Source organism: Bradyrhizobium sp. Kon37, from assembly GCF_055807535.1.
This window is the reverse complement of record NZ_JBVVOY010000003.1, coordinates 422,943-441,312: the sequence shown is the minus strand read 5'-3', so window position 1 is coordinate 441,312 and position 18,370 is coordinate 422,943. Positions and strand designations below refer to the sequence as shown.

16 protein-coding genes and 1 pseudogene are annotated in these 18,370 nt (G+C 63.2%); 7 read left to right on the top strand and 10 right to left on the bottom strand.

Annotated features, from left to right (window positions below):
* Window positions 1-77: 77 nt before the first annotated feature.
* Genes soxA through AC0L3J_RS09925 form a run of 7 tightly spaced genes read right to left on the bottom strand, consistent with a single transcriptional unit; the run spans window position 78 to window position 6,065 of the window.
* Entirely contained in the window at window positions 78-857 is a 780-nt protein-coding gene (soxA, locus tag AC0L3J_RS09955) for a sulfur oxidation c-type cytochrome SoxA (protein ID WP_456765423.1), read from the bottom strand.
* Window positions 854-1,171: a thiosulfate oxidation carrier complex protein SoxZ gene (gene soxZ / locus AC0L3J_RS09950; protein WP_456765422.1), complete on the bottom strand. Its 318-nt coding sequence runs from the start codon at window positions 1,169-1,171 to the stop codon at window positions 854-856. The genes soxA and soxZ overlap by 4 nt, the downstream gene beginning before the upstream one ends.
* A complete protein-coding gene (locus AC0L3J_RS09945) occupies window positions 1,171-1,638 on the bottom strand; it encodes a SoxY-related AACIE arm protein (protein ID WP_456765421.1) in 468 nt (155 codons plus the stop codon). Before AC0L3J_RS09945 ends, soxZ begins: the two co-directional genes overlap by 1 nt.
* A gap of 8 nt (window positions 1,639-1,646) precedes the next feature.
* Window positions 1,647-2,099 (bottom strand): sulfur oxidation c-type cytochrome SoxX, encoded by a 453-nt coding sequence (gene soxX / locus AC0L3J_RS09940; RefSeq protein ID WP_456765420.1) that lies wholly within the window; start codon window positions 2,097-2,099, stop codon window positions 1,647-1,649.
* Window positions 2,092-3,363 (bottom strand): FCSD flavin-binding domain-containing protein, encoded by a 1,272-nt coding sequence (locus AC0L3J_RS09935; protein ID WP_456765419.1) that lies wholly within the window; start codon window positions 3,361-3,363, stop codon window positions 2,092-2,094. The genes soxX and AC0L3J_RS09935 overlap by 8 nt, the downstream gene beginning before the upstream one ends.
* Window positions 3,364-3,417: 54 nt before the next feature.
* Window positions 3,418-5,604, bottom strand: a complete 2,187-nt coding sequence (locus AC0L3J_RS09930; protein ID WP_456765418.1) for a xanthine dehydrogenase family protein molybdopterin-binding subunit — start codon at window positions 5,602-5,604, stop codon at window positions 3,418-3,420.
* Between the two features lie 11 nt (window positions 5,605-5,615).
* Complete coding sequence (locus tag AC0L3J_RS09925) at window positions 5,616-6,065, bottom strand: (2Fe-2S)-binding protein (RefSeq protein WP_007594050.1); 450 nt, start codon at window positions 6,063-6,065, stop codon at window positions 5,616-5,618.
* A 257-nt stretch (window positions 6,066-6,322) separates the two neighbouring features.
* Here AC0L3J_RS09925 and AC0L3J_RS09920 point away from each other — a divergent pair, with 257 nt between their 5' ends.
* Window positions 6,323-7,942, top strand: coding sequence for a B12-binding domain-containing radical SAM protein (locus AC0L3J_RS09920; protein ID WP_456765417.1), 1,620 nt, complete (start codon window positions 6,323-6,325; stop codon window positions 7,940-7,942).
* 4 nt (window positions 7,943-7,946) lie between these two features.
* On the opposite strand, the gene AC0L3J_RS09915 is transcribed toward AC0L3J_RS09920, so the two are convergent.
* Entirely contained in the window at window positions 7,947-9,335 is a 1,389-nt protein-coding gene (locus AC0L3J_RS09915; protein ID WP_456765416.1) for an MFS transporter, read from the bottom strand.
* 169 nt (window positions 9,336-9,504) lie between these two features.
* On the opposite strand from AC0L3J_RS09915, the gene AC0L3J_RS09910 reads away from it, so the two are divergent.
* The 3 genes from AC0L3J_RS09910 (at window position 9,505) to AC0L3J_RS09900 (ending at window position 13,048) form a co-directional block, all read left to right on the top strand.
* Entirely contained in the window at window positions 9,505-10,566 is a 1,062-nt protein-coding gene (locus tag AC0L3J_RS09910; protein ID WP_456765415.1) for an isocitrate/isopropylmalate dehydrogenase family protein, read from the top strand.
* A gap of 346 nt (window positions 10,567-10,912) precedes the next feature.
* A complete protein-coding gene (locus AC0L3J_RS09905; RefSeq protein WP_456765414.1) occupies window positions 10,913-11,869 on the top strand; it encodes a c-type cytochrome in 957 nt (318 codons plus the stop codon).
* Window positions 11,870-12,076: 207 nt separating this feature from the next.
* Window positions 12,077-13,048, top strand: a complete 972-nt coding sequence (locus AC0L3J_RS09900; RefSeq protein WP_456765413.1) for an ABC transporter substrate-binding protein — start codon at window positions 12,077-12,079, stop codon at window positions 13,046-13,048.
* A 117-nt stretch (window positions 13,049-13,165) separates the two neighbouring features.
* On the opposite strand, the gene lpxD is transcribed toward AC0L3J_RS09900, so the two are convergent.
* Window positions 13,166-14,200, bottom strand: coding sequence for a UDP-3-O-(3-hydroxymyristoyl)glucosamine N-acyltransferase (gene lpxD / locus AC0L3J_RS09895; RefSeq protein WP_456765412.1), 1,035 nt, complete (start codon window positions 14,198-14,200; stop codon window positions 13,166-13,168).
* Between the two features lie 648 nt (window positions 14,201-14,848).
* Window positions 14,849-15,592, bottom strand: coding sequence for an SDR family NAD(P)-dependent oxidoreductase (locus AC0L3J_RS09890; RefSeq protein ID WP_456765411.1), 744 nt, complete (start codon window positions 15,590-15,592; stop codon window positions 14,849-14,851).
* A 156-nt stretch (window positions 15,593-15,748) separates the two neighbouring features.
* Between AC0L3J_RS09890 and AC0L3J_RS09885 the strand changes: the two genes are divergently transcribed.
* The 3 genes and pseudogenes from AC0L3J_RS09885 to AC0L3J_RS09875 form a co-directional block, all read left to right on the top strand.
* Window positions 15,749-16,519 carry a methyltransferase domain-containing protein gene (locus AC0L3J_RS09885; RefSeq protein ID WP_456765410.1) on the top strand — a complete coding sequence of 257 codons (771 nt, stop codon included), beginning with the start codon at window positions 15,749-15,751 and terminating at the stop codon, window positions 16,517-16,519.
* 185 nt (window positions 16,520-16,704) lie between these two features.
* On the top strand, window positions 16,705-17,718 hold the full coding sequence (locus tag AC0L3J_RS09880; RefSeq protein WP_456765409.1) for a DctP family TRAP transporter solute-binding subunit: 1,014 nt from the start codon (window positions 16,705-16,707) through the stop codon (window positions 17,716-17,718).
* A 67-nt stretch (window positions 17,719-17,785) separates the two neighbouring features.
* Window positions 17,786-18,349 (top strand): annotated as a pseudogene (locus tag AC0L3J_RS09875) (TRAP transporter small permease); the annotation flags it as partial.
* Window positions 18,350-18,370: the final 21 nt, after the last annotated feature.

The window sequence follows — 18,370 nt, the reverse complement described above, 5'->3', positions numbered from 1 at the left end:
TGAGGTCCCTCCCTGTGACTCAATTTGGGCGGATACTAGCGGCCGTTCTGCGTCTGCCTAGCCCTAATCTGTGGAATTCAGGGCCGCACGGCCGGCGTTTCCATCGGCAAGCCATGCGCTCGCGACATCAGATAGAGTTCGAGCGCGACCAGCTCGGGCGCGCCGAAATCATAGGCCTGGGCGCGGACACCCGTCATGCAGCTGCGTAGCCGGCGCTCCAGCGACCCCAGCGTCTGCCATTCCAGGCGATAAAGCGGATAGCCGGTCGGCTGTCCCTGCGTGATCGGCGCGCCGGCAAGTCGCTTATCGAAATTGTCGTCGTGGCAATTGGTGCAGGCAAGGTTGAGCTGGCCCTGGCGCTGCATGAAGAGGTCGCGGCCCTGTTCGACGAATGGCTTCAGTTGCGGATCGTCGCCGGCCGTGATCGCGGTGCCGCGCGATTGGTGCGCGACGAAGGCGGACAAGGCCAGCAGGTCGCGACTCTCGTAGGGGAGCGCCGGTGCCTGCTGATGATTGCTGCGGCACAGATTGATGCGCTGGTCGAGCTTGACCGGGCGCGCCAGCGCCTTGTCGAAGGCCGGGTAGCGCGCCGCGACGCCTTTCATGCTGCCGTGTGCATCGCCATGGCAATCCGCACAGGCCTTGTCGGCGCTACCGGTCCTCTTCGTCCACAACGCCTCACCGTCGAGCACGAACAGCATGCCGGGATTTGAGCTGTCGTCATCCTGCATCGCGCGGGTGTCGGGCCCCATGAACGAATAGCCGGAGCGGCGCGCGTCCGGCGGAATCTCGCCGGCGAGCAGGGCAGGGCTCGTGGCGAGGAGCGCCGCGGCCGATATCGCGCGCCAAAAACTCATTCGACGGTGATCGACGCCGATGCGCTGGACGAATAGCCGTTGTCGCCGATCCATTCGAACTCGAACTTGCCGCTCTCCTTCGCGACCGTGAAGAACGACAGATAGGGATTGGCTGCTATCGCCGGAAAGAGATCGGCGCGAAAAACCTCGGTGCCGTTATAGCGGCACGTAAAGCTGGTGATGATGTCGCGCGGGACCAACGCGCCGTCCGCGGTATGGCGGAAGCCGGTCTCCATGATGTGCGAGGTCAACGTGCGGATTTCGATGATTTCGCCGCGTCTGGCTTTCGCGGGAACGTTGATGAGCGCGGCCATCAGTTCATCTCCTCGGTGCAGGCGGCCAGCGTCACGACGATTTCGGTCGTGACCTGCCAGAACGTGTCGTCGGAAAGGCGCGCTATCGCCACCACCTTCTGGGTGTCGGCGAGCCGGATCCGGGTCGAGACCTGGGCGCGACCAGAGGAGGGGCCGAGATGGAAGTTGCCGATGTTGGGCTGCGGGTTCTTCTCGTTGAAGACGTGAATGCTCTTGACGTAGTCGTCCGCCGTCATCGGGCTCGCGACGCTCACGGTCAGCGGCACCGTGTTGCCGTTCTCGACCAGCGGCGGAATGTCGAGCTTCACCTTACCGGTGCGTACAGGTGCTTCGCCGACGACGTTGCGGATCGCGGCGTTTAGCATCGCCGGTGTCGCCTCGAGCGGCCGCAGCGTGACGATCGGGATCGTCCCGGCGACCGTTACGCTTCCGGCAAGGTTCAGGAATTGTCGTCGCGTGGTTGGCATGAACAGTCCTAGTCCCGAAGCGTTGCGAGAAAAGCCACGATGTCCTCGATCTCGGTGGCGGACAAGATCGGTTTGCCGGCGAAATTTCGCCCGACCCGCACGAGGTGATCGGTGCGATAATAGGACGGCATGATGGTCTCAGGGTTGAAGCGCGCTGCATCGACCAGTCGAAGCCGCAACTGGCTCACCGTCCAGCGGTTCCCCGCACCCGAGAGATCAGGCGCGAGGTCGCCCTGGAACCGGGTTTCCGGGAACGGACCGGAATGGCACAGGATGCAAGTCGTCGTGCGTGCCAGCACCAGCGCGCGCCCGCGCGCGGCATCGCCGGGCGCGCCGGTGAGCGATTCCGCAATGCCGTCGCCGGTGATGTTGTAGGGCAGGAGCTCCTCGGCTCCCGCATGGCAGGCGAAGGCGACACTGGCGGCGATCAGCGCTGCGATATGGACCAATGCTCTAGCCAAAGGTGTCCGCCGTGATGGTTTGAAACCAGCGCTCGGCTTCAGCCGCCTCGCGGGCGCGCAATTCGCGCGGCGCATCGATCGGGCTGGTCGCGCCGCCCTCGACCTCGGCGAAGATGTCGCCCCTGGGCTGGTAATTGCCCGCGAGCGAAAAGCCGTAGCCGGGTGCGACGATGTTGTAGCAGACGCCTGTCAATCGCGGCGTTTCTGGTGCGCGGCCGGCAAGGAGGTTCACGATCACGGCGGCGCAGGCCTTGCCCTGTGCGCTTGCCGCGGATGCCGATTTGGGAATGCCCCCGCCGAGGCAGGCATCGCCGATGACGTGGATGTTCTGGACAAGCTTCGACTCGAAGGTGACGGGATCGATCGGGCACCAGCCGGTGGCATCCGCAGCGCCCGCGACCTCGGCGATGCGTCCGGCACGCTGCGGCGGGATGACGTTGGCGACGTCAGGGATATAATTGCCGAACTCGGTGACGATGGTCCTGGTCGCGGCATCGACCGAGGTCACGCGGCCGCCTTGCGACAGCCCGATGCGTTCGATCATGTCGCCGTAAAGCTCCTTCCACGCCTTCTCGAACAGTCGCTGCTGGGAGAAATTGTCCTTGGCGTCGAGGACCAGCACTTTCGAGCGCGGCTTCTTGGTTTTCAGGTAATGCGCAATCAGGCTGGCGCGCTCGTAAGGAGCAGGCGGACAGCGCGAGGGATTGGCGGGGATCGCAATGGCGACAGTGCCGCCGTCCGGCATGGCCTCCAGCTGCCGACGCAGCAACAGCGTCTGCGCGCCGGCCTTCCAGGCATGCGGCATCTTTTCGGATGCCGCGTCGTCGTAGCCAGGCAGAGCCTCGAAATGGAAGTCGATGCCGGGAGAGAGGACGAGACGATCATAGGGCAGCGCAACGCCATCGGCCGTCACGACGCTGCGCAGCTGCGGCTCGATTGTGGTTACGGCTTGGCTGATCACCGTCACGCCTTCGGCACCAAGCCTATCATAGCCAAATTGCTGAGCTTCGATGTCGCGCAGGCCGGCAATTACCTCGTTGCTGAAGGGACAGGAGGTGAAGGCTGCATTGGGCTCGATCAGGATGACTTGCAAGTTTGCCTGCGCGCGCTTCAGCGCGCGGGCGCACGCCGCACCGCCAAAACCGCCGCCGACCATGACGACGCGGCCCGCCGATTGCGCGCGCAGGATCGAAGGAACGGCGAATGATGTAGCCGCGGCGGCGATGCCGAGGACGGCATCCCGCCGTGTCACCGACGCATTCATGAGGCTTGTCCGGAAAGGGTGCCGCGGCGGCCGTTACGGCCGCCGCGGCGTTTCTCAGGCGAAGGTGATGTTCTGGTCGCGCAACGGCACCGAGCGGATGCGTTTGCCCGTCGCCGCGAAGTAAGCATTGAGCACCGCCGGCGCCGCGACGCCGATGGTCGGCTCGCCGACGCCGCCCCAGAACCCGCCGCTCGGCACCATCACCGATTCGACCTTCGGCATCTCGTTGATGCGCATCGAATTGTAGGTGTCGAAGTTGGTCTGCTCGATCTTGCCGTCCTTGACGGTGCAGCCGCCGTAGAACAAGGCGCTAAGGCCATAGACGAAGGAGCCTGCGATCTGTCGCTCCACCTGCGCCGGATTGACGACGTAGCCGGGATCGGTGGAGGCGACGATGCGATGCACCTTGATCTTGTTGCCGTCGGTCACCGAGATTTCGGCGGCGCCGGCGACATAGCTGCCATAGCCCATGACCTGCGCGATGCCGCGATAGATGCCCTGCGGCGCCGGGGTGCTCCAGCCGATCTTCTCCGCCACGGCATTGAGCACCGCCAGATGCTTGGGGTGATTGCCCATCAGCTTGCGGCGGAATTCGAGCGGGTCCTGGCCTGCGGCCTGGGCCAGCTCGTCCATGAAGCATTCCATGTAGATCGCGTTGTGATTGACGTTGACGCCGCGCCAGAAGCCCGGCGGAACGTGCGGGTTGCGCATCGCATGCTCGACCAGGAGGTTTGGCACGGAGTAACCGAACGCGGCTTCGCCGGACTGGGCGACGCCCTGGAACGCGGCAGGATCCATGCCGTTCTGCAGCGCTTCGGGACGGAGCGAGAACAGGATCGATTGCCCGGACAGGCGGTAGTGTAGTGCGACCAGATTGTTGTCCGCATCGAACGCGCCGGTCATTTTGCACTGGGTGATCGGGTGATATCGGCCGTGCGCCATGTCCTCTTCGCGCGACCACAACAGCTTGATCGGCGTGCCCGGCATCTCCTTGGCGATCAGGACGGCTTGGCGGACATAGTCGGTCTGGCCGCGCCGGCCGAAGCCGCCGCCGGGCATCACCTTGTGCACGTCGCACTTCTCCGCCGGCAGGCCCGACGCTTCCAACGTGGCCGCGAAGGCCGCCTCGCCATTTTGCGTGCCGCACCAGACCTCGCATTTGTCCGCCGTGTAGAGCGCCGTGGCGTTCATCGGCTCCATGGTGGCGTGGTTCTGGTAGGGATAGTTGTAGACGGCCTCGATCTTCTTGGCGGCACCGGCAATCGCCGCCTTCGCGTCGCCGTTCTTGTTGCCGACATAGGCCGGCTGCCCGTTGTCGAGGCCTTCGGTCAGCCATTTCGCGATCGACTCGCTGGAGACCTTGGCGTTGTCGCCCTCGTCCCAGACGATCGGCAGCGCCTCCAGCGCGGTCTTGGCGTGCCACCAGGTGTCGGCAACGACCGCGACCGCGGTGTCGCCGACCTTGACGACCTTCTTGACGCCCTTCATGCCGGTGATCTTGGCTTCGTCATAGCTCTTCAGCTTGCCGCCGAACACCGGGCAGTCCTTGATCGCGGCGTTCAGCATGCCCGGCAGCTTGACGTCGATGCCGTAGATCATGGTGCCGGTGGTCTTCTCGGCGGTGTCCAGCCGCTTCACGCCCTTGCCGATCAGCTTCCAGTCCTTGGGGTCCTTCAGCTTGACGTCGGCCGGTGGCGTCAACTTGGCCGCAGCCTCCGCGACCTTGCCGTAGGTCGTGGTCTTGCCGGTCGGCGTGTGGGTGATGACGCTGTTGGCGGCCGTGCATTCCGACGCCGGCACTTTCCACGCCTCGGCGGCAGCCTGGATCAGCATCACGCGTGCGGTGGCACCGCCCTTGCGGACATAGTCTTGCGAAGAGCGGATGCCGCGGCTGCCGCCGGTCGAGAAATCGCCCCAGACGCGCTTGCGGGCGACGCTCTGGCCCGGTGTCGGATATTCGGTCGAGACCTTCGACCAGTCGCATTCGAGTTCCTCGGCGACGAGCTGGGCAAGGCCGGTGAGCGAGCCCTGGCCCATTTCGGAGCGGGCGATGCGGATGACGACGGTGTCGTCGGGCCTGACCACGACCCAGGCGCCGATCTCGGGGGAGCCGTCGGCCGCGCGGACCATTGCGGGGCCGCCGAAGGGGATATCGAGGCCGATTGCGAGACCTGCGCCGACCGCGGCGGTGCCGATGACGAAGGCACGGCGGTTCATCCTGGGAGAGACATGCTTGTTCATGTGGCGGCTCCTTACGCGCTTGCGATCGTGTGGATCGCTTCGCGCACCTGCTGGAAGGTGCCGCAGCGGCAGATATTGGTGATGGCCTCGTCGATGTCGGCGTCGGTCGGCTTCGGCTTCTCGCTCAGCAGCGCCGCGACCGCCATGATCATCCCGCTCTGGCAATAGCCGCATTGCGGCACGTCCTGGGCAATCCAGGCTTCCTGCACCTTGTGCAGTGCGTTGCCGGAGGCGAGCCCTTCGATGGTCGTGATCTTCTTGCCTGCGGCCTCGCCGACTGAAACGCCGCAGGAGCGGGTGGCGACGCCGTCGATGTGAACGGTGCAGGCGCCGCATTGTGCAATGCCGCAGCCATATTTCGTTCCGGTCAGGCCGGCATTCTCGCGGATCGCCCACAGCAGGGGCGTATCCGGCTCGACGTCGAGCGTGAAGGTTTTTCCGTTGATTGTTAGGTTTGCCATCGCAGTCCCCTGATTGGCCCAATCCACCGATTGGACTCAGGGGCGCAATGTGTCCGGCAAATTGGAAACGTTCAAATCAATAGTCCGAGGGGTAGCCGCTGGAGATTCCCGCCCTGGACGCCCGCGGCACGGCTTGGGGCGCCGTCCTCCGGCTTCCGCGCCAACGCCCCCGGAACCGAGAGCGACAGTTTGTCCCTTTTGCCGGGATGCAAGTCGACAATGCTCTGCTACAGTGGAATCAGCCAAAAAGGGGTTCCATGAACGTACCGCAGCCTTGCAAAGTCCTGATGCTCTATCCGCTGTTCTCGGCAGAGTCCTTCTGGAGCTTTGGCGAATCCTGCAAAGTGTTGGGCGTGAAGCGCCCCGCGGCCCCTTTGGGGCTGATCACCGTTGCCGCGATGTTGCCCGAGCACTGGACGGTCCGGCTGATCGATTGCAACACGGAAGCCTTCAGCGACGAGGATCTTTCCTGGGCCGACGTCGTCTTCACCGGCGGTATGATGCCGCAGCAGGCCGACACGCTGCGCCTGATCGAAATTTGCCGTGCCGCGGGCAAGCCGGTGGTCGTCGGCGGTCCCGATCCCACCTCGAGCCCCCATATCTATGAGAGGGCCGACTTCCAGGTGCTCGGCGAGGCCGAAAGCGTTCTCCACGAATTCGTCGCGGCCTGGGACAGTGGCGCACGCTCCGGCGTCTTCATCGCGCCGAAATTCCAGGCCGACGTCACCAAGACGCCGGTGCCGCGCTTCGACCTGCTGAAGTTCGAGGACTACCTTTATCTCGGTGTGCAGTATTCCCGCGGCTGCCCGTTCACCTGCGAGTTCTGCGACATCATCGAGCTCTATGGCCGGGTGCCGCGAACCAAGACGAACGAGCAGATGCTGGTCGAGCTCGACAGGCTCTACGCCATGGGCTACCGCGGCCATCTCGACTTCGTCGACGACAATTTCATCGGCAACAAGAAGTCGCTGCGGCTGTTCCTGCCCCAGCTCGCCGAATGGCAGCGCGCCCACGGCTATCCGTTCGAATTGTCGACCGAAGCCTCGGTCAATCTGGCCGACGATCCCGAGCTATTGAACCTGATGGGCCAGGCGAATTTCTTCGCCATCTTCGTCGGCATCGAAAGTCCGGATCCGGCGACGCTGGTCGCGATGCGGAAGAAACAGAACACGCGGCGCAACATCGCCGAGAGCATCCACAAGATCTACGCCGCGGGCATGCTCGTCACCGCGGGTTTCATCGTCGGCTTCGACAATGAGAAGCTCTCGATGGCGGATGCCATGATCGACTTCATCGAAGAGGCGGCGATCCCGGTCAGCATGGTCGGCCTGCTCTATGCCTTGCCGAACACGCAACTGACGCGCCGCCTGGAGCGCGAAGGCCGGCTGCATCCGGGCCATGATTTGGCGCCGACCATCGGCGCGGATCAGTGCACCGCCGGGATCAACTTCGACCCGGTGCGCCCGTTGCGCGACATCCTGACGGACTACAAGCGCGTGCTGGAGCACATCTACAGCCCGGAGGCCTATGCAAGGCGCATCGATCGTCTGATGACGCTGCTCGACCGCTCGCGCCAGCGCCAGGAGCTCGCCGAAGGCGATATCCGCGCCCGGATCGGCGCGATGGAAACGGTGCACAAGGTGGTCACAGCCCTTCCCGAGGCGCGTGGGCCGCTGTGGCAGACCTTCATGAACTGCGCCAAGCGCGACACCACGTCGGCGCGGATTGCCGTGCAGATGATCGCTGCCTATGCGCATCTCGGGCCGTTCTCGCGCAAGGTCATCGCTGCCATCGATGAGCGTCTCGCAGCACTCGACGAGGGGACGGTCGTTCCGGTCGCGACTGTCGAGGTGACGGCGGCCCGACATCTGGCCTGACGGTCTACTTCACCGCCAGCCGCAAAAAGCTCATCACGCTGCCGAGCGCGGCAAAGCCCGCGCCGAGTGCCAGCGCTACGGTCGCACCGTCATGACCGGCGAGCGAGAAGCAGGCTGCGGCGAGCGCCGCACCCGTCGTCTGCCCCGTCAGGCGCGCGGTGGCGACGATGCCCGAGGCGCTGCCGCTGCGATGTGGCGGCGCGCTCGACATCACCGCCTTCATGTTCGGCGCCTGGAAGAAGCCGAATCCCATGCCGCAGATCACCATCCGCCAGATGATGTCGGGGATCGCAGGATTGGCCGGCAGCATCGCCAGCAGCGCCATGCCGAGGCCGAGCAGCACGAGCCCGATGCCGCCGAGCAATCCGACCGCGTGCCGGTCGGAGAGGCGTCCTGCGATCGGCGCCATGATGCCGACCACCAGCGGCCACGGCGTCATGAAGAAGCCGGTCTCGACCTGCGAACGCCCCAGCACGTCCTCGAAATAGAACGGCAGCGAGACGAAGGCGAGGCCCTGCACCGCGAACGAGCACACCGCCGTCGCCGCCGACAGCGCGAACATCGGCCGGCTGAACAGGTCGATCGGCAGCATCGGGGCCGGATGATCGGCATGGCGGCGCGTCAGGATGAAGCCGAGCACCAGGGCCGTGACCAGCTCGATGCCCACGACCACGGGTGAGAGATTATGCGCAGCACTGCCGATACCCGTGATGAACAAGCCGAGACAGGCCGACGCGAGGGCCGCGCCGAGAAAGTCGAAGCCATGATCGGCGCGCGGCGTCTTCGGCAGCATCGCAAATCCGATGCCGATCGCGACCAGGCCGAACGGGATGTTGACGGCGAACAGCCATGGCCACGGGCCGACCGCGAGGATGGCGGAGGCGATCGAGGGACCGAAGGTGAAGGCGGTCGCGACCACCAGCGCGTTGTGGCCGAAGCCGCGGCCGAGCATTCGGCCGGGATAGACGAAGCGCACCAGCGCCGTGTTGACGCTCATGATGCCGCTCGCACCCAGCCCTTGCAGCGTGCGCGCGACCAGCAGGCTCTCCAGCGACCACGCCACCGCGCAGAACAGCGAGGCGATGGTGAACAGGATCAGGCCGCCGAGATAAATGCGCTGGTGCCCGACGATCTCGCCGAGCGCGCCGAGCGGCAGCAGCGTCGCCACCAGCGCGATCTGGTAGACGTTGACCACCCAGACCGATTGCTCCGGGGTCACATGCAGGTCGCCGGCAATGGCGGGCAGCGCGATGTTGGCGACCGCGGTGTCCAGCGAGGCCATCGCCAGCGCGGTGAAGATCGCGGCAATGGCCCAGCGCCGCTGTGCGGGCGGAAGGCCGTCGGAAATGGTGTGGTCGGGCTTGCGCGCGGCGGCAGGTAACGTGATTGTCATTGCGTTAGCGCGTTGCTCCGGCGGCCGGCTCCATGGGACTTGGCATGTACTACGGCGCGGCCGCCTTCCACAGGCATATGCTTGCATGCAGTGTATGCGCGAAGGCTGGGCGATGAACCTGCGCGCCGGCGTATGATCACGCGAACTGCTGCAATGTCAGGGGAGCGCCATGCACATCGTCGTTTTGCCCGGTGACGGCATCGGGCCCGAGATCACGACCGCGACATCAGGCGTGCTGCGCGCGGCCTCCGAGCGCTTCCAGCTCAATCTGCGCCTGGAGGAGCATGCGGTCGGCCATGCGAGCCTCAAACAATTTGGCACGACGGTGCGCCCCGAGCTGCTCGACATCGTCCGCGCCGCCGACGGCCTGATCCTCGGGCCGACCGCGACCTTCGACTTCAAGGACGAAACCCATGGCGAGATCAACCCGTCGCGGCACTTTCGCAAGAACCTCGACCTCTACGCCAATGTCAGGCCCGCACGCACCTTTGCGGGGCGGTCCGGCCGGGTCGGCGATTTCGACCTCGTCGTGGTGCGCGAGAACACGGAGGGGTTTTACGCCGACCGCAACATGGAGCAGGGCAATGGCGAGATGCTGGTCACGCCTGACGTCGTGATCTCGCTGCGCCGGATCACGCGCCTGTGCTGCGAGCGCATCGCGCACGCGGCGTGCCGGCTGGCGATGAAGCGACGCAAGCATCTCACCATCGTGCACAAGGCCAATGTGCTCAAGCTCGGCGACGGCATGTTCCTCGACATCTGCCGCGCGGCGGCGAAGACCTATCCCGGCCTTGGGGTCGACGACATCCTCGTCGACGCCATGATGGCGCATGTGGTGCGTAACCCCGACCGCTTCGACGTCATCGTCGCCACCAACATGTTCGGCGACATCCTGTCCGATCTCACCGCCGAGCTCTCGGGCAGCCTCGGCCTCGGCGGCTCGCTCAATGTCGGCGACAGCTTCGCCATGGCGCAGGCCGCGCATGGCTCGGCGCCTGACATCGCCGGACAGGACGTTGCTAATCCGGTCTCGCTGATCCTGTCGACGGCGTTGCTGCTGGCCTGGCACGGCCAGAACAGCGGCGCGGTGCGCTACGAGGAAGCCGCACGTGCGATCGAGGCGGCGGTGGCAAAAGCGATCGGCGAGGGCAGGGCGACGCGCGATGTCGGCGGCAAGCTCGGCACCATCGCGGCGGGAGCGGCGATCGCGGAGATCCTGCAGGCGGGGTGAGTGGTCATGCGGGGTCTTGCGTGTTTTTTTAAGGGCCCAAAACAAAAAACGCGAAAACAACCCCATGCACAGTAGAAGGCCCCTTGATCAATAAGGGATTTTCGAATCGCATCGCGACGACATTCGCGGCGGCCCTGACGTTGACGCGTCGGGCAAAACACTGGCAGGATGCCAGGATTGCACCGATCGGCAAAAGACCATCGGGTGCTTCCTGTGAAGGAGCGATGTGCGCTTCCTGTGGTGAAGCAGATCCAGGCGTGCAGCTCCGGCATTCCGCTTTCGAAGTGCTAAGTTTCTTTTTCTTTTTCGCTGATTTTGCTCGATCCATTTGCAGAGGTTTATTGCCATGAAAATGTCTGTGCCAATTTTGTGGGCAGCCGTGATCCTCACCGCGACCGCTGCCTTGGCGCAGAATGGGCTTCCGGCCTGGGCGTTCTTGTGGGACCCGACCGTCAAGGTGCCCCCGGCTGACGACAAGCCCAATCAACTCGCCGGCAGCAACGCCGCGTTCAGCTGGAAGCAGGCGCGCGATCTTTTCTTTGCGCCTGATTGGCATCCGGACGACCACCCGGCCATGCCGGAAATCGTTGCCAACGGACGAAAGCCGGATGTCCGCGCTTGCGGATCGTGCCATCGCGTCGAGGGCACCGGCGGTCCTGAAAATGCGAGTCTCGCGGGCTTGCCGGCGAGCTATCTCGTTCAGCAGCTGGCTGATTTCAAAAGCGGCGCGCGAAAGATGTCGGGGCCGGAGAGGCCCTCCACACAATTGATGATGGCGTCAGTCAAAGCCATGACCGACGCCGAGATGCGCGCTGCGGCAGATTATTTCTCTGCGCAGAAGCCCAAGCAGATCATCAAGGTCGTCGAAAGCGAAAGCATTCCAAAGACGGGGCCGTCCCGCTTGTTCTACGTCAAAAGCCCGGAGGGCGGCTCCGAAACCCTCGGCCCGCGCATCGTCGAGGTACCGGACGATGTGGATCAGTTCGAGCTTCGAGACTCCCGGGCGACCTTCACAGCCTATGTTCCGGTTGGAAGTCTGGCGAGGGGAGAAACACTCGCCAAGACGGGCGGATCGGGAATAACCGTCGCCTGCGGTAGCTGCCACGGTCCGGAGTTGAAAGGCGTCGGTGATATTCCGCCAATTGCCGGGCGCTCGCCGACCTACATCGTGCGCCAGCTTCATGAGTTTCAAAGCGGGGGCCGCGTGGCAAGCGCAAGCTCCCTGATGCAACAGACCGTCGAAAAGTTGTCGCAGAACGACATGATCGCGCTGGCTGCCTACGTGGCGTCGCTCTCGCCATGACCCGAGCCGCTGCTGCGGGGAATGACGTCGCTCCCTAGCGTGGAGCGTCGGTTGGCATGGGCATCGGCAGGTCCCGAGTCTGGGGAGAGCAGAAGTCATCGCCTCCGGTGCAGACTGCCGCCTTTGCCCCGATCCGGTCGTCAGTTCGCTTGGAGCAACGTAGAACAATGGCTGTTCTCAGCCGGAGTGTATGAGACTGGATTGGTAATGAAACGACGAGAATTCCTGATTTTGGTTGGTGTGGCGTCTGCGTTGCCGCTGGCAGCGCGAGCACAGCAAGCAAAGCGAATGCCCCGAATTGGCCTTCTCCTCCCTCCACCGCGGAATTTGGAAGTCGACGCGTTCCTCAAGGGGCTCAGCGATCTCGGTTGGGTTAACGACGTGAACGTTCATGTCGAATACCGCGACGCCGGTGGCGACGACGCCAGGCTGCCGGCGCTTGCGAATGAACTTGTCGCTCTTGATGTTGACGTTCTCGTCACAGCCACATATCCCGGGATTCTTGCCGCTCACAACGCGACGGCAAAAATTCCGACCGTGATGATCGTAGGCCCCGATCTGGTGACCATAGGGCTTGCAGCCAGCATGGCTCATCCTGGCGGCAACATCACGGGGCAAACCTTTTTCCTGACAGAACTGGCTGCAAAGCGCTTGGAGATTCTCGCAGGCTTGGCTCCCTCGACGCGACGCGTAGGGGTGCTCATGCAGCGAGGAAATCCACTGAACAACACCACAATGAGCACCATGAGGAACGCGGCGCAGGCATTGAAGATGGAGCTACTACCTATCGAGGTCGACGTCCCCGGCGATCTCGAAAGCGCGCTGTCACTCGTCGGCTCTAACCCGATGGACGGCCTCGTGATCACGGATGCAAACGCGTTTGTCACCAACACGTCCATGGTCGCCGCGATTGTGGACAAGTGCCGGGTGCCATCGGTTGCCGCACCCATTGTCGCCTCCCGCGGGGCGGCCCTGATGGGTTACGGGGTGGACTTCACCGCAATGTTCCGCCACGCGGCTGTTTTCGTCGACAAGGTATTGAAAGGTGCTAACCCCGCCGAGATTCCCATCGAGCAGCCGACGCAGTTCAAGACCGTCATCAATCACAAGACCGCAAAGGCGCTCGGCGTGGAGATAGCTCCGTCCTTGCTGGTGCGCGCGGACGACGTGATCGAATAACAGCGCCAACCTCTGCAGTAGCCTCGTTCTCCGCGATCGCGGAGAACTTGCCGCTGGGATGAGGTCGCCCTGCGGGGGCCTTGCGTGTTTTTTACGGATGCTTCGGGGTGGCGCCAGCTATATGCCCGATTTGGTAAGTCGAGCCAGCGTAGCGAGTTGCCGCATCCATTGCATTCTAGGCCGGGCTGGATAGCCACCCCAGGTCGTTCCCGGGGGAACGTTGGTCATAACTCCCGAGCCCCCCGCCACCCTTGCACCCTTGCCAATCGTGACGTGAGGAGCGATCGCAACTCTGCCACCGAGGACGACAAAATCTTCAATCGTAACGCTGCCACTAAGCCCCGATTGTGCGACGATAATACAATGGCGGCCAATGACTACGTTGTGACCGATCTGACAGAGATTGTCGATCTTTGTAGCTTCTCCGATGATCGTGTCTCTTATGCCGCCCCGATCGATCGTCGTGCCGGCCCCGATCTCTACGTCGTCGTGGATAATGACTCGCCCGGTCTGCGGGACTTTTTGCCATCGGACACCGGCGACATAGCCAAAACCGTCCTGCCCAATATGGGAGCCCGGATGGATGACGACCCGCTCACCCATAAGCGTATGTGTAATCGAACAGCCCGCGCCAATCGTGCAGTTGCGGCCTATCAGAACATCCGGGCCGATCACGGCCGTGGCGGAGATGATGCTTCCCGCTCCAATCTCAGCTCGGGGTCCGATCACGGCTCCCGGATCAACCGTGATTCCGCCAGCAAGGCGCGCAGTTGGATGGATCGTCGAGCCGGAAGCTATGTCGCTGGCTTCGTAAACGGAGGTGGGCCGAAGAGACCGGGGATAAAGTTCGCTATGGACGTCAACAAATGCCTGGTAGGGCTGCTTCGCAAGCAGCGAGATGAGAGTACTTGGGGCGCAGTTTTCGAAGCGATGAAGCATCAGGCAGGCCCCGGCGCGCGTTGTAGTCAGCGCGTCGGCGTACTTGCCGCTTTCGATAAAGACGAGGTCATTCGGCCCGGCGAGTTCGAGTGGCGCAACGTTTGTAATCAGATGTGAAAGTCGTGTCGCGTCGTGACATTCGGCGCCGGTTAGCGAGATAATTCTGGCTACCGTCAAGCCTGCGGGGCTATCGAAGAACTTGCCGTCTCGCATATCCCCACCCCCATTGCGGAACGATTGCGAATAGGATGAGGCGATATCGCTGCAACCTGAATCGCCGCTCTTGCTGGTCTTGCGTCCAACCTTGAAAAGCTCCGTAAGGGCAATTCACCAAGTCTGCTTCATCCTTTCTCCAATTGAAGCTCGATCGCTCGATTTCGGTACGATTACGATGACCAGCGATTCTTTTGAGAGGAGAACGAACCAACCTGTCGTCGGTTGATTTAGATCAATGGTCAAGGACCATCTGTTGCGGGGCTCGAAAGAACCCGACAATACTGCATGTGGGCTAACTCGGTGGCGATAAGGCTCCATCGCTGTCCATAAAGGGCCAAGATTCATCAGGACGGCATTGATCAGCCGCGGGCCCGCTAGCGATGGCTTACGTTGTTTTCGGCTAGGCTAACGACGCTAAACGGCAACTATCCCGTCTGGAAGGACCTCGCGCCGCACGATTGCAAGGCTGCCATCGGGCAGGCCGTCAAATCCTTTTGGAGGTATGGAGATGATTGCGGGCGGTTCGTCGCCGCTCTACTGGTGTCCTTAGCCGGTTCGTCAGGGCGAACTGGAACTTTCTGCTCCTCCTGAAGACATCCGGAAAGGACCTGCCTCCGGGGCTGATGGACGCCAGGGATGATAGCCTCAGAACTGATACCTCCTCAGCCCCCCATCCACCGGGATCACCGTGCCCGTGATGTACCGCGCTACGGGTGACGCCAGGAACACCGCGAGCGCGGCGAGGTCTTCCGGCTCGCCCCAATAGCCGACGGGAATCTCTTCCTCCGCGAACCGCTCGCGATAATCAGGCGCGTAGTTGCGGCGGATCTGTTCGCTCATGATGCGGCCGGGCGGGATGCAGTTGATGGTGATGCCGTGCTCGCCGATCTCGCGCGACAGGCCCTTGGCCCAGGCGTGCACGGCGGCTTTGGCGGCAAACGCGGCGTTGAGGCCTTCCGGCTCGGACTTGCCGGTGATGTTGACGATGCGGCCCCATTTGCGTTCGATCATCTGCGGCAGCAGCGCATGCGCGATGCGGCGGTAGCTGGTGAAATTCAGCGCGATCGCTTCGTCCCATTGGCTGTCGGGCGCATCGACGGGGAGGGGGCGGCTGCCGCCGGCATTGTTGATGAGGATGTCGACATGGCCGAGCTCGCTCACGGCGAAGGCCGAAATCTTCTCCGCCGCGTCCTTGGCCATCACGTCCTGCTCGAATGGCGTGATCAGACCGGAGCCGACTTCCGTTACCAGCTCGGCGAGCAGGTCGGTGCGCCGTGCCACGCCGACGACGCGCACGCCTTCGGCAGCCAAGCCCTTGGCGATGGCGCGGCCGATGCCGACGCTCGCTCCGGTGACGACGGCGGTTTTCGATTTGAGCCCGAGATCCATGGTGACACGCCCTCTTGTTCGCTGTCAGCTTGTCGCTGTTCGTTTTTCTGTTCGTTTCCTGCCGTGTCCCGGCCAGCCTGATTTGCCCGACCGGGACGAGCAGTGGTAACCAAGAGCCGCGTTGAAGGAAACACGAAAAAGAAAAGGCGCCGAGCGATGGTCTGGGATCCGCAGCAATATCTGAAATTCTCCGGTCACCGGCTCCGGCCCGCCGTCGACCTCTTGATGCGGATTCCGGATGCTGGTCCGCGTGCGGTTGCCGATCTTGGCGCCGGCGCCGGCAACGTCACCAAGCTGATCAAGGAGCGTTGGCCGGACGCGACGGTAACCGGTGTCGAGGGCTCGGCCGAGATGGTTGCCGCCGGCCGCAAGGCGGCGCCGGACGTGGAATGGTCACACGAGGACCTCGGTCACTGGCGCCCGACGAAGCAATATGACGTCGTCTACTCCAATGCCGCGCTGCACTGGCTGCCCAATCATGCGGCACTGTTTCCGTCGATCATGGAGAAGGTGACGCCCGGCGGAATGCTCGCTGTGCAGATGCCGCGCAACTTTCTGGCGCCCTCGCATGTGCTGATTGGCGAGACCGCGCTGAACGGTCCCTGGCGGTCCAAGGTCGAGCATCTCGTCACGCCGCCGCCGGTCGAAGCGCCGGCCTATTATCACGGTCTTCTCGCTCCGATGTCGGCCAATATCGACATCTGGGAGACCGAATATCTGCAGGTGCTGGAAGGCGAGAATCCCGTGAAGGAATGGACCAAGGGGACCTGGCTGACGCGCTATCTCGACATCTTGCAGGGCGACGAGAAGGCCGCGTTCGAAGCCGCCTATGGGATGCGGGTCGCGAAAGCCTATCCGAAGAACGCCGCGGGACAGACGCTGTTTCCGTTCCGGCGTCTGTTCATGGTCGCCCAGCGCAACGGCTGATCGCACTGCCGCAATGCGACATAAGCGCTCGCTTCCGGGAACGGCAGCGGGTGCCGGGTTGCGCAAGATGGCTTGGCTGCGGCAAATTGGGCTTAGGTCTAGTTGTTCGGGTGGCGGATTGCTGCCACTACTGAAACCGGAAAACAAAAAAAACCCGGTTTTAGAGGTTGTTGGGAGGTTCGTTCATGCGCAAGCTGCTTCTTGCGGCCGCCGCCGCAGCTATCTTCGTGGCTCCTGCCTTGTCTCCTGTCTTGGCCCAGGCCCAGAGCCCGATCGTCATCAAATTCAGCCACGTCGTCGCCAACGACACTCCCAAGGGCAAGGGCGCCTTGAAGTTCAAGGAGCTCGCGGAGAAATACACCGACGGCAAGGTCAAGGTCGAAATCTACCCGAACTCCACGCTGTACAAGGACAAGGAGGAGATCGAGGCGCTGCAGCTCGGCTCGGTGCACATGCTCGCGCCTTCAACCGCCAAATTCGCCCCGCTCGGTATCAAGGAGTTCGAGGCGCTCGACCTGCCCTGGCTGTTCAAGGACGACCAAACCTATTCCAACGCGATGAAGGGCACGATCGGCAAGTGGCTGTTCGAGAGGCTCGAGACCAAGGGCATCACCGGGCTCGCTTATTGGGACAACGGCTTCCACATGCTCTCGGCCAACCGCGCCCTGATGAAACCGGCCGATTTCCAGGGTCTCAAATTCCGCATCTCCGGATCGAAGGTCGCCGACCAATATCTCCGGATCATGGGCTCGATCCCGCAGATCATGGCGTTTTCCGAAGTCTACCAGGCTTTGCAGACGGGCGTGGTCGACGGCTGCGAGAACACCGCGTCCAACTACCTGACGCAGAAGTTCTACGAGGTGCAGAAGGACATCACCGTGTCCTATCACGCGCACCTGCAATATGCTGTCATCGTCAATTCGAAATTCTGGTCCGGCCTGCCGCCCGATATCCGCGCCCAGCTCGAAAAGGCGATGAACGAGGCGACCGACTACACCAACCAGATCGCGCACCAGGAAAACGAAGATGCGCTGGCCGAGATCAAGAAGACGGGCAAGACCACGCTGCATTATCTGACTGACGCCGATCGCAAGGCGTGGCAGGAAGCGATGCAGCCGACCTACAAATGGGCGAAGGGGCGGGTCGGGCAGGAGGTGCTCGATCTCGTCGCCAAGGAACTCGACGTCAAGATGAACTGACGCCGGCGCGCTTTGAGAACAACCATGAACGGTCGGGGGTGATCGCACTCCCGGCCGTTGCTCTTGAATGATCAGCCAAGCTGAGGGGACCAAGTTGCTGCGTGCATTGAATCGTGTGCTCGATCATCTCGAGGAATGGCTGATCGCGACGATGATCGCGGCCGCGACATTGCTCATCTTCGTTGCCGTGCTGCACCGATATGGTGCCGGGCTGTCGATCGACATCGCCAAATGGGCGGAGGCGCGCAACCTGGCCTTGCTGGCCGTCCCCGCGCGAGCCGCGTTCGTCTGGCTTGCCGCTCTCGACCTGTCCTGGGCGCAGGAACTCTGCATCTACATGTTCATCTGGATGGCGAAGTTCGGTGCGGCCTACGGGGTGCGCACCGGCATCCATGTCGGCGTCGACGTCCTGGTCAATATCCTTCCCGGCGGATCGCGCCGCCGCGTCATCACGTTCGGCCTGATGTGCGGCGCCCTTTTCACTGCCATCGTATGCTATTTCGGGGCCGCGTTCGTCGGCCAGATGTGGCAGACCGGCCAGCAATCCAACGATCTGGAAGCGCCGATGTGGCTGGTGTATCTCACCATCCCGCTCGGCTCCGGGCTGATGTGCTTCCGCTTCCTGCAGGTCGCCTGGTCGTTCTATCGCACC

Excerpts from the sequence above, each read along its gene's own strand:
- AC0L3J_RS09930 (WP_456765418.1), bottom strand. The coding sequence starts at position 5,604 with ATGAACAAGCATGTCTCTCCCAGGATGAACCGCCGTGCCTTCGTCATC.
- lpxD (WP_456765412.1), bottom strand. The coding sequence starts at position 14,200 with ATGCGAGACGGCAAGTTCTTCGATAGCCCCGCAGGCTTGACGGTAGCC.
- soxA (WP_456765423.1), bottom strand. The coding sequence starts at position 857 with ATGAGTTTTTGGCGCGCGATATCGGCCGCGGCGCTCCTCGCCACGAGC.
- AC0L3J_RS09880 (WP_456765409.1), top strand. The coding sequence starts at position 16,705 with ATGCGCAAGCTGCTTCTTGCGGCCGCCGCCGCAGCTATCTTCGTGGCT.
- AC0L3J_RS09935 (WP_456765419.1), bottom strand. The coding sequence starts at position 3,363 with ATGAATGCGTCGGTGACACGGCGGGATGCCGTCCTCGGCATCGCCGCC.
- AC0L3J_RS09885 (WP_456765410.1), top strand. The coding sequence starts at position 15,749 with ATGGTCTGGGATCCGCAGCAATATCTGAAATTCTCCGGTCACCGGCTC.
- AC0L3J_RS09915 (WP_456765416.1), bottom strand. The coding sequence starts at position 9,335 with ATGACAATCACGTTACCTGCCGCCGCGCGCAAGCCCGACCACACCATT.
- AC0L3J_RS09945 (WP_456765421.1), bottom strand. The coding sequence starts at position 1,638 with ATGCCAACCACGCGACGACAATTCCTGAACCTTGCCGGAAGCGTAACG.
- AC0L3J_RS09890 (WP_456765411.1), bottom strand. The coding sequence starts at position 15,592 with ATGGATCTCGGGCTCAAATCGAAAACCGCCGTCGTCACCGGAGCGAGC.
- AC0L3J_RS09905 (WP_456765414.1), top strand. The coding sequence starts at position 10,913 with ATGAAAATGTCTGTGCCAATTTTGTGGGCAGCCGTGATCCTCACCGCG.
- soxZ (WP_456765422.1), bottom strand. The coding sequence starts at position 1,171 with ATGGCCGCGCTCATCAACGTTCCCGCGAAAGCCAGACGCGGCGAAATC.
- AC0L3J_RS09925 (WP_007594050.1), bottom strand. The coding sequence starts at position 6,065 with ATGGCAAACCTAACAATCAACGGAAAAACCTTCACGCTCGACGTCGAG.
- AC0L3J_RS09920 (WP_456765417.1), top strand. The coding sequence starts at position 6,323 with ATGAACGTACCGCAGCCTTGCAAAGTCCTGATGCTCTATCCGCTGTTC.
- AC0L3J_RS09910 (WP_456765415.1), top strand. The coding sequence starts at position 9,505 with ATGCACATCGTCGTTTTGCCCGGTGACGGCATCGGGCCCGAGATCACG.
- AC0L3J_RS09900 (WP_456765413.1), top strand. The coding sequence starts at position 12,077 with ATGAAACGACGAGAATTCCTGATTTTGGTTGGTGTGGCGTCTGCGTTG.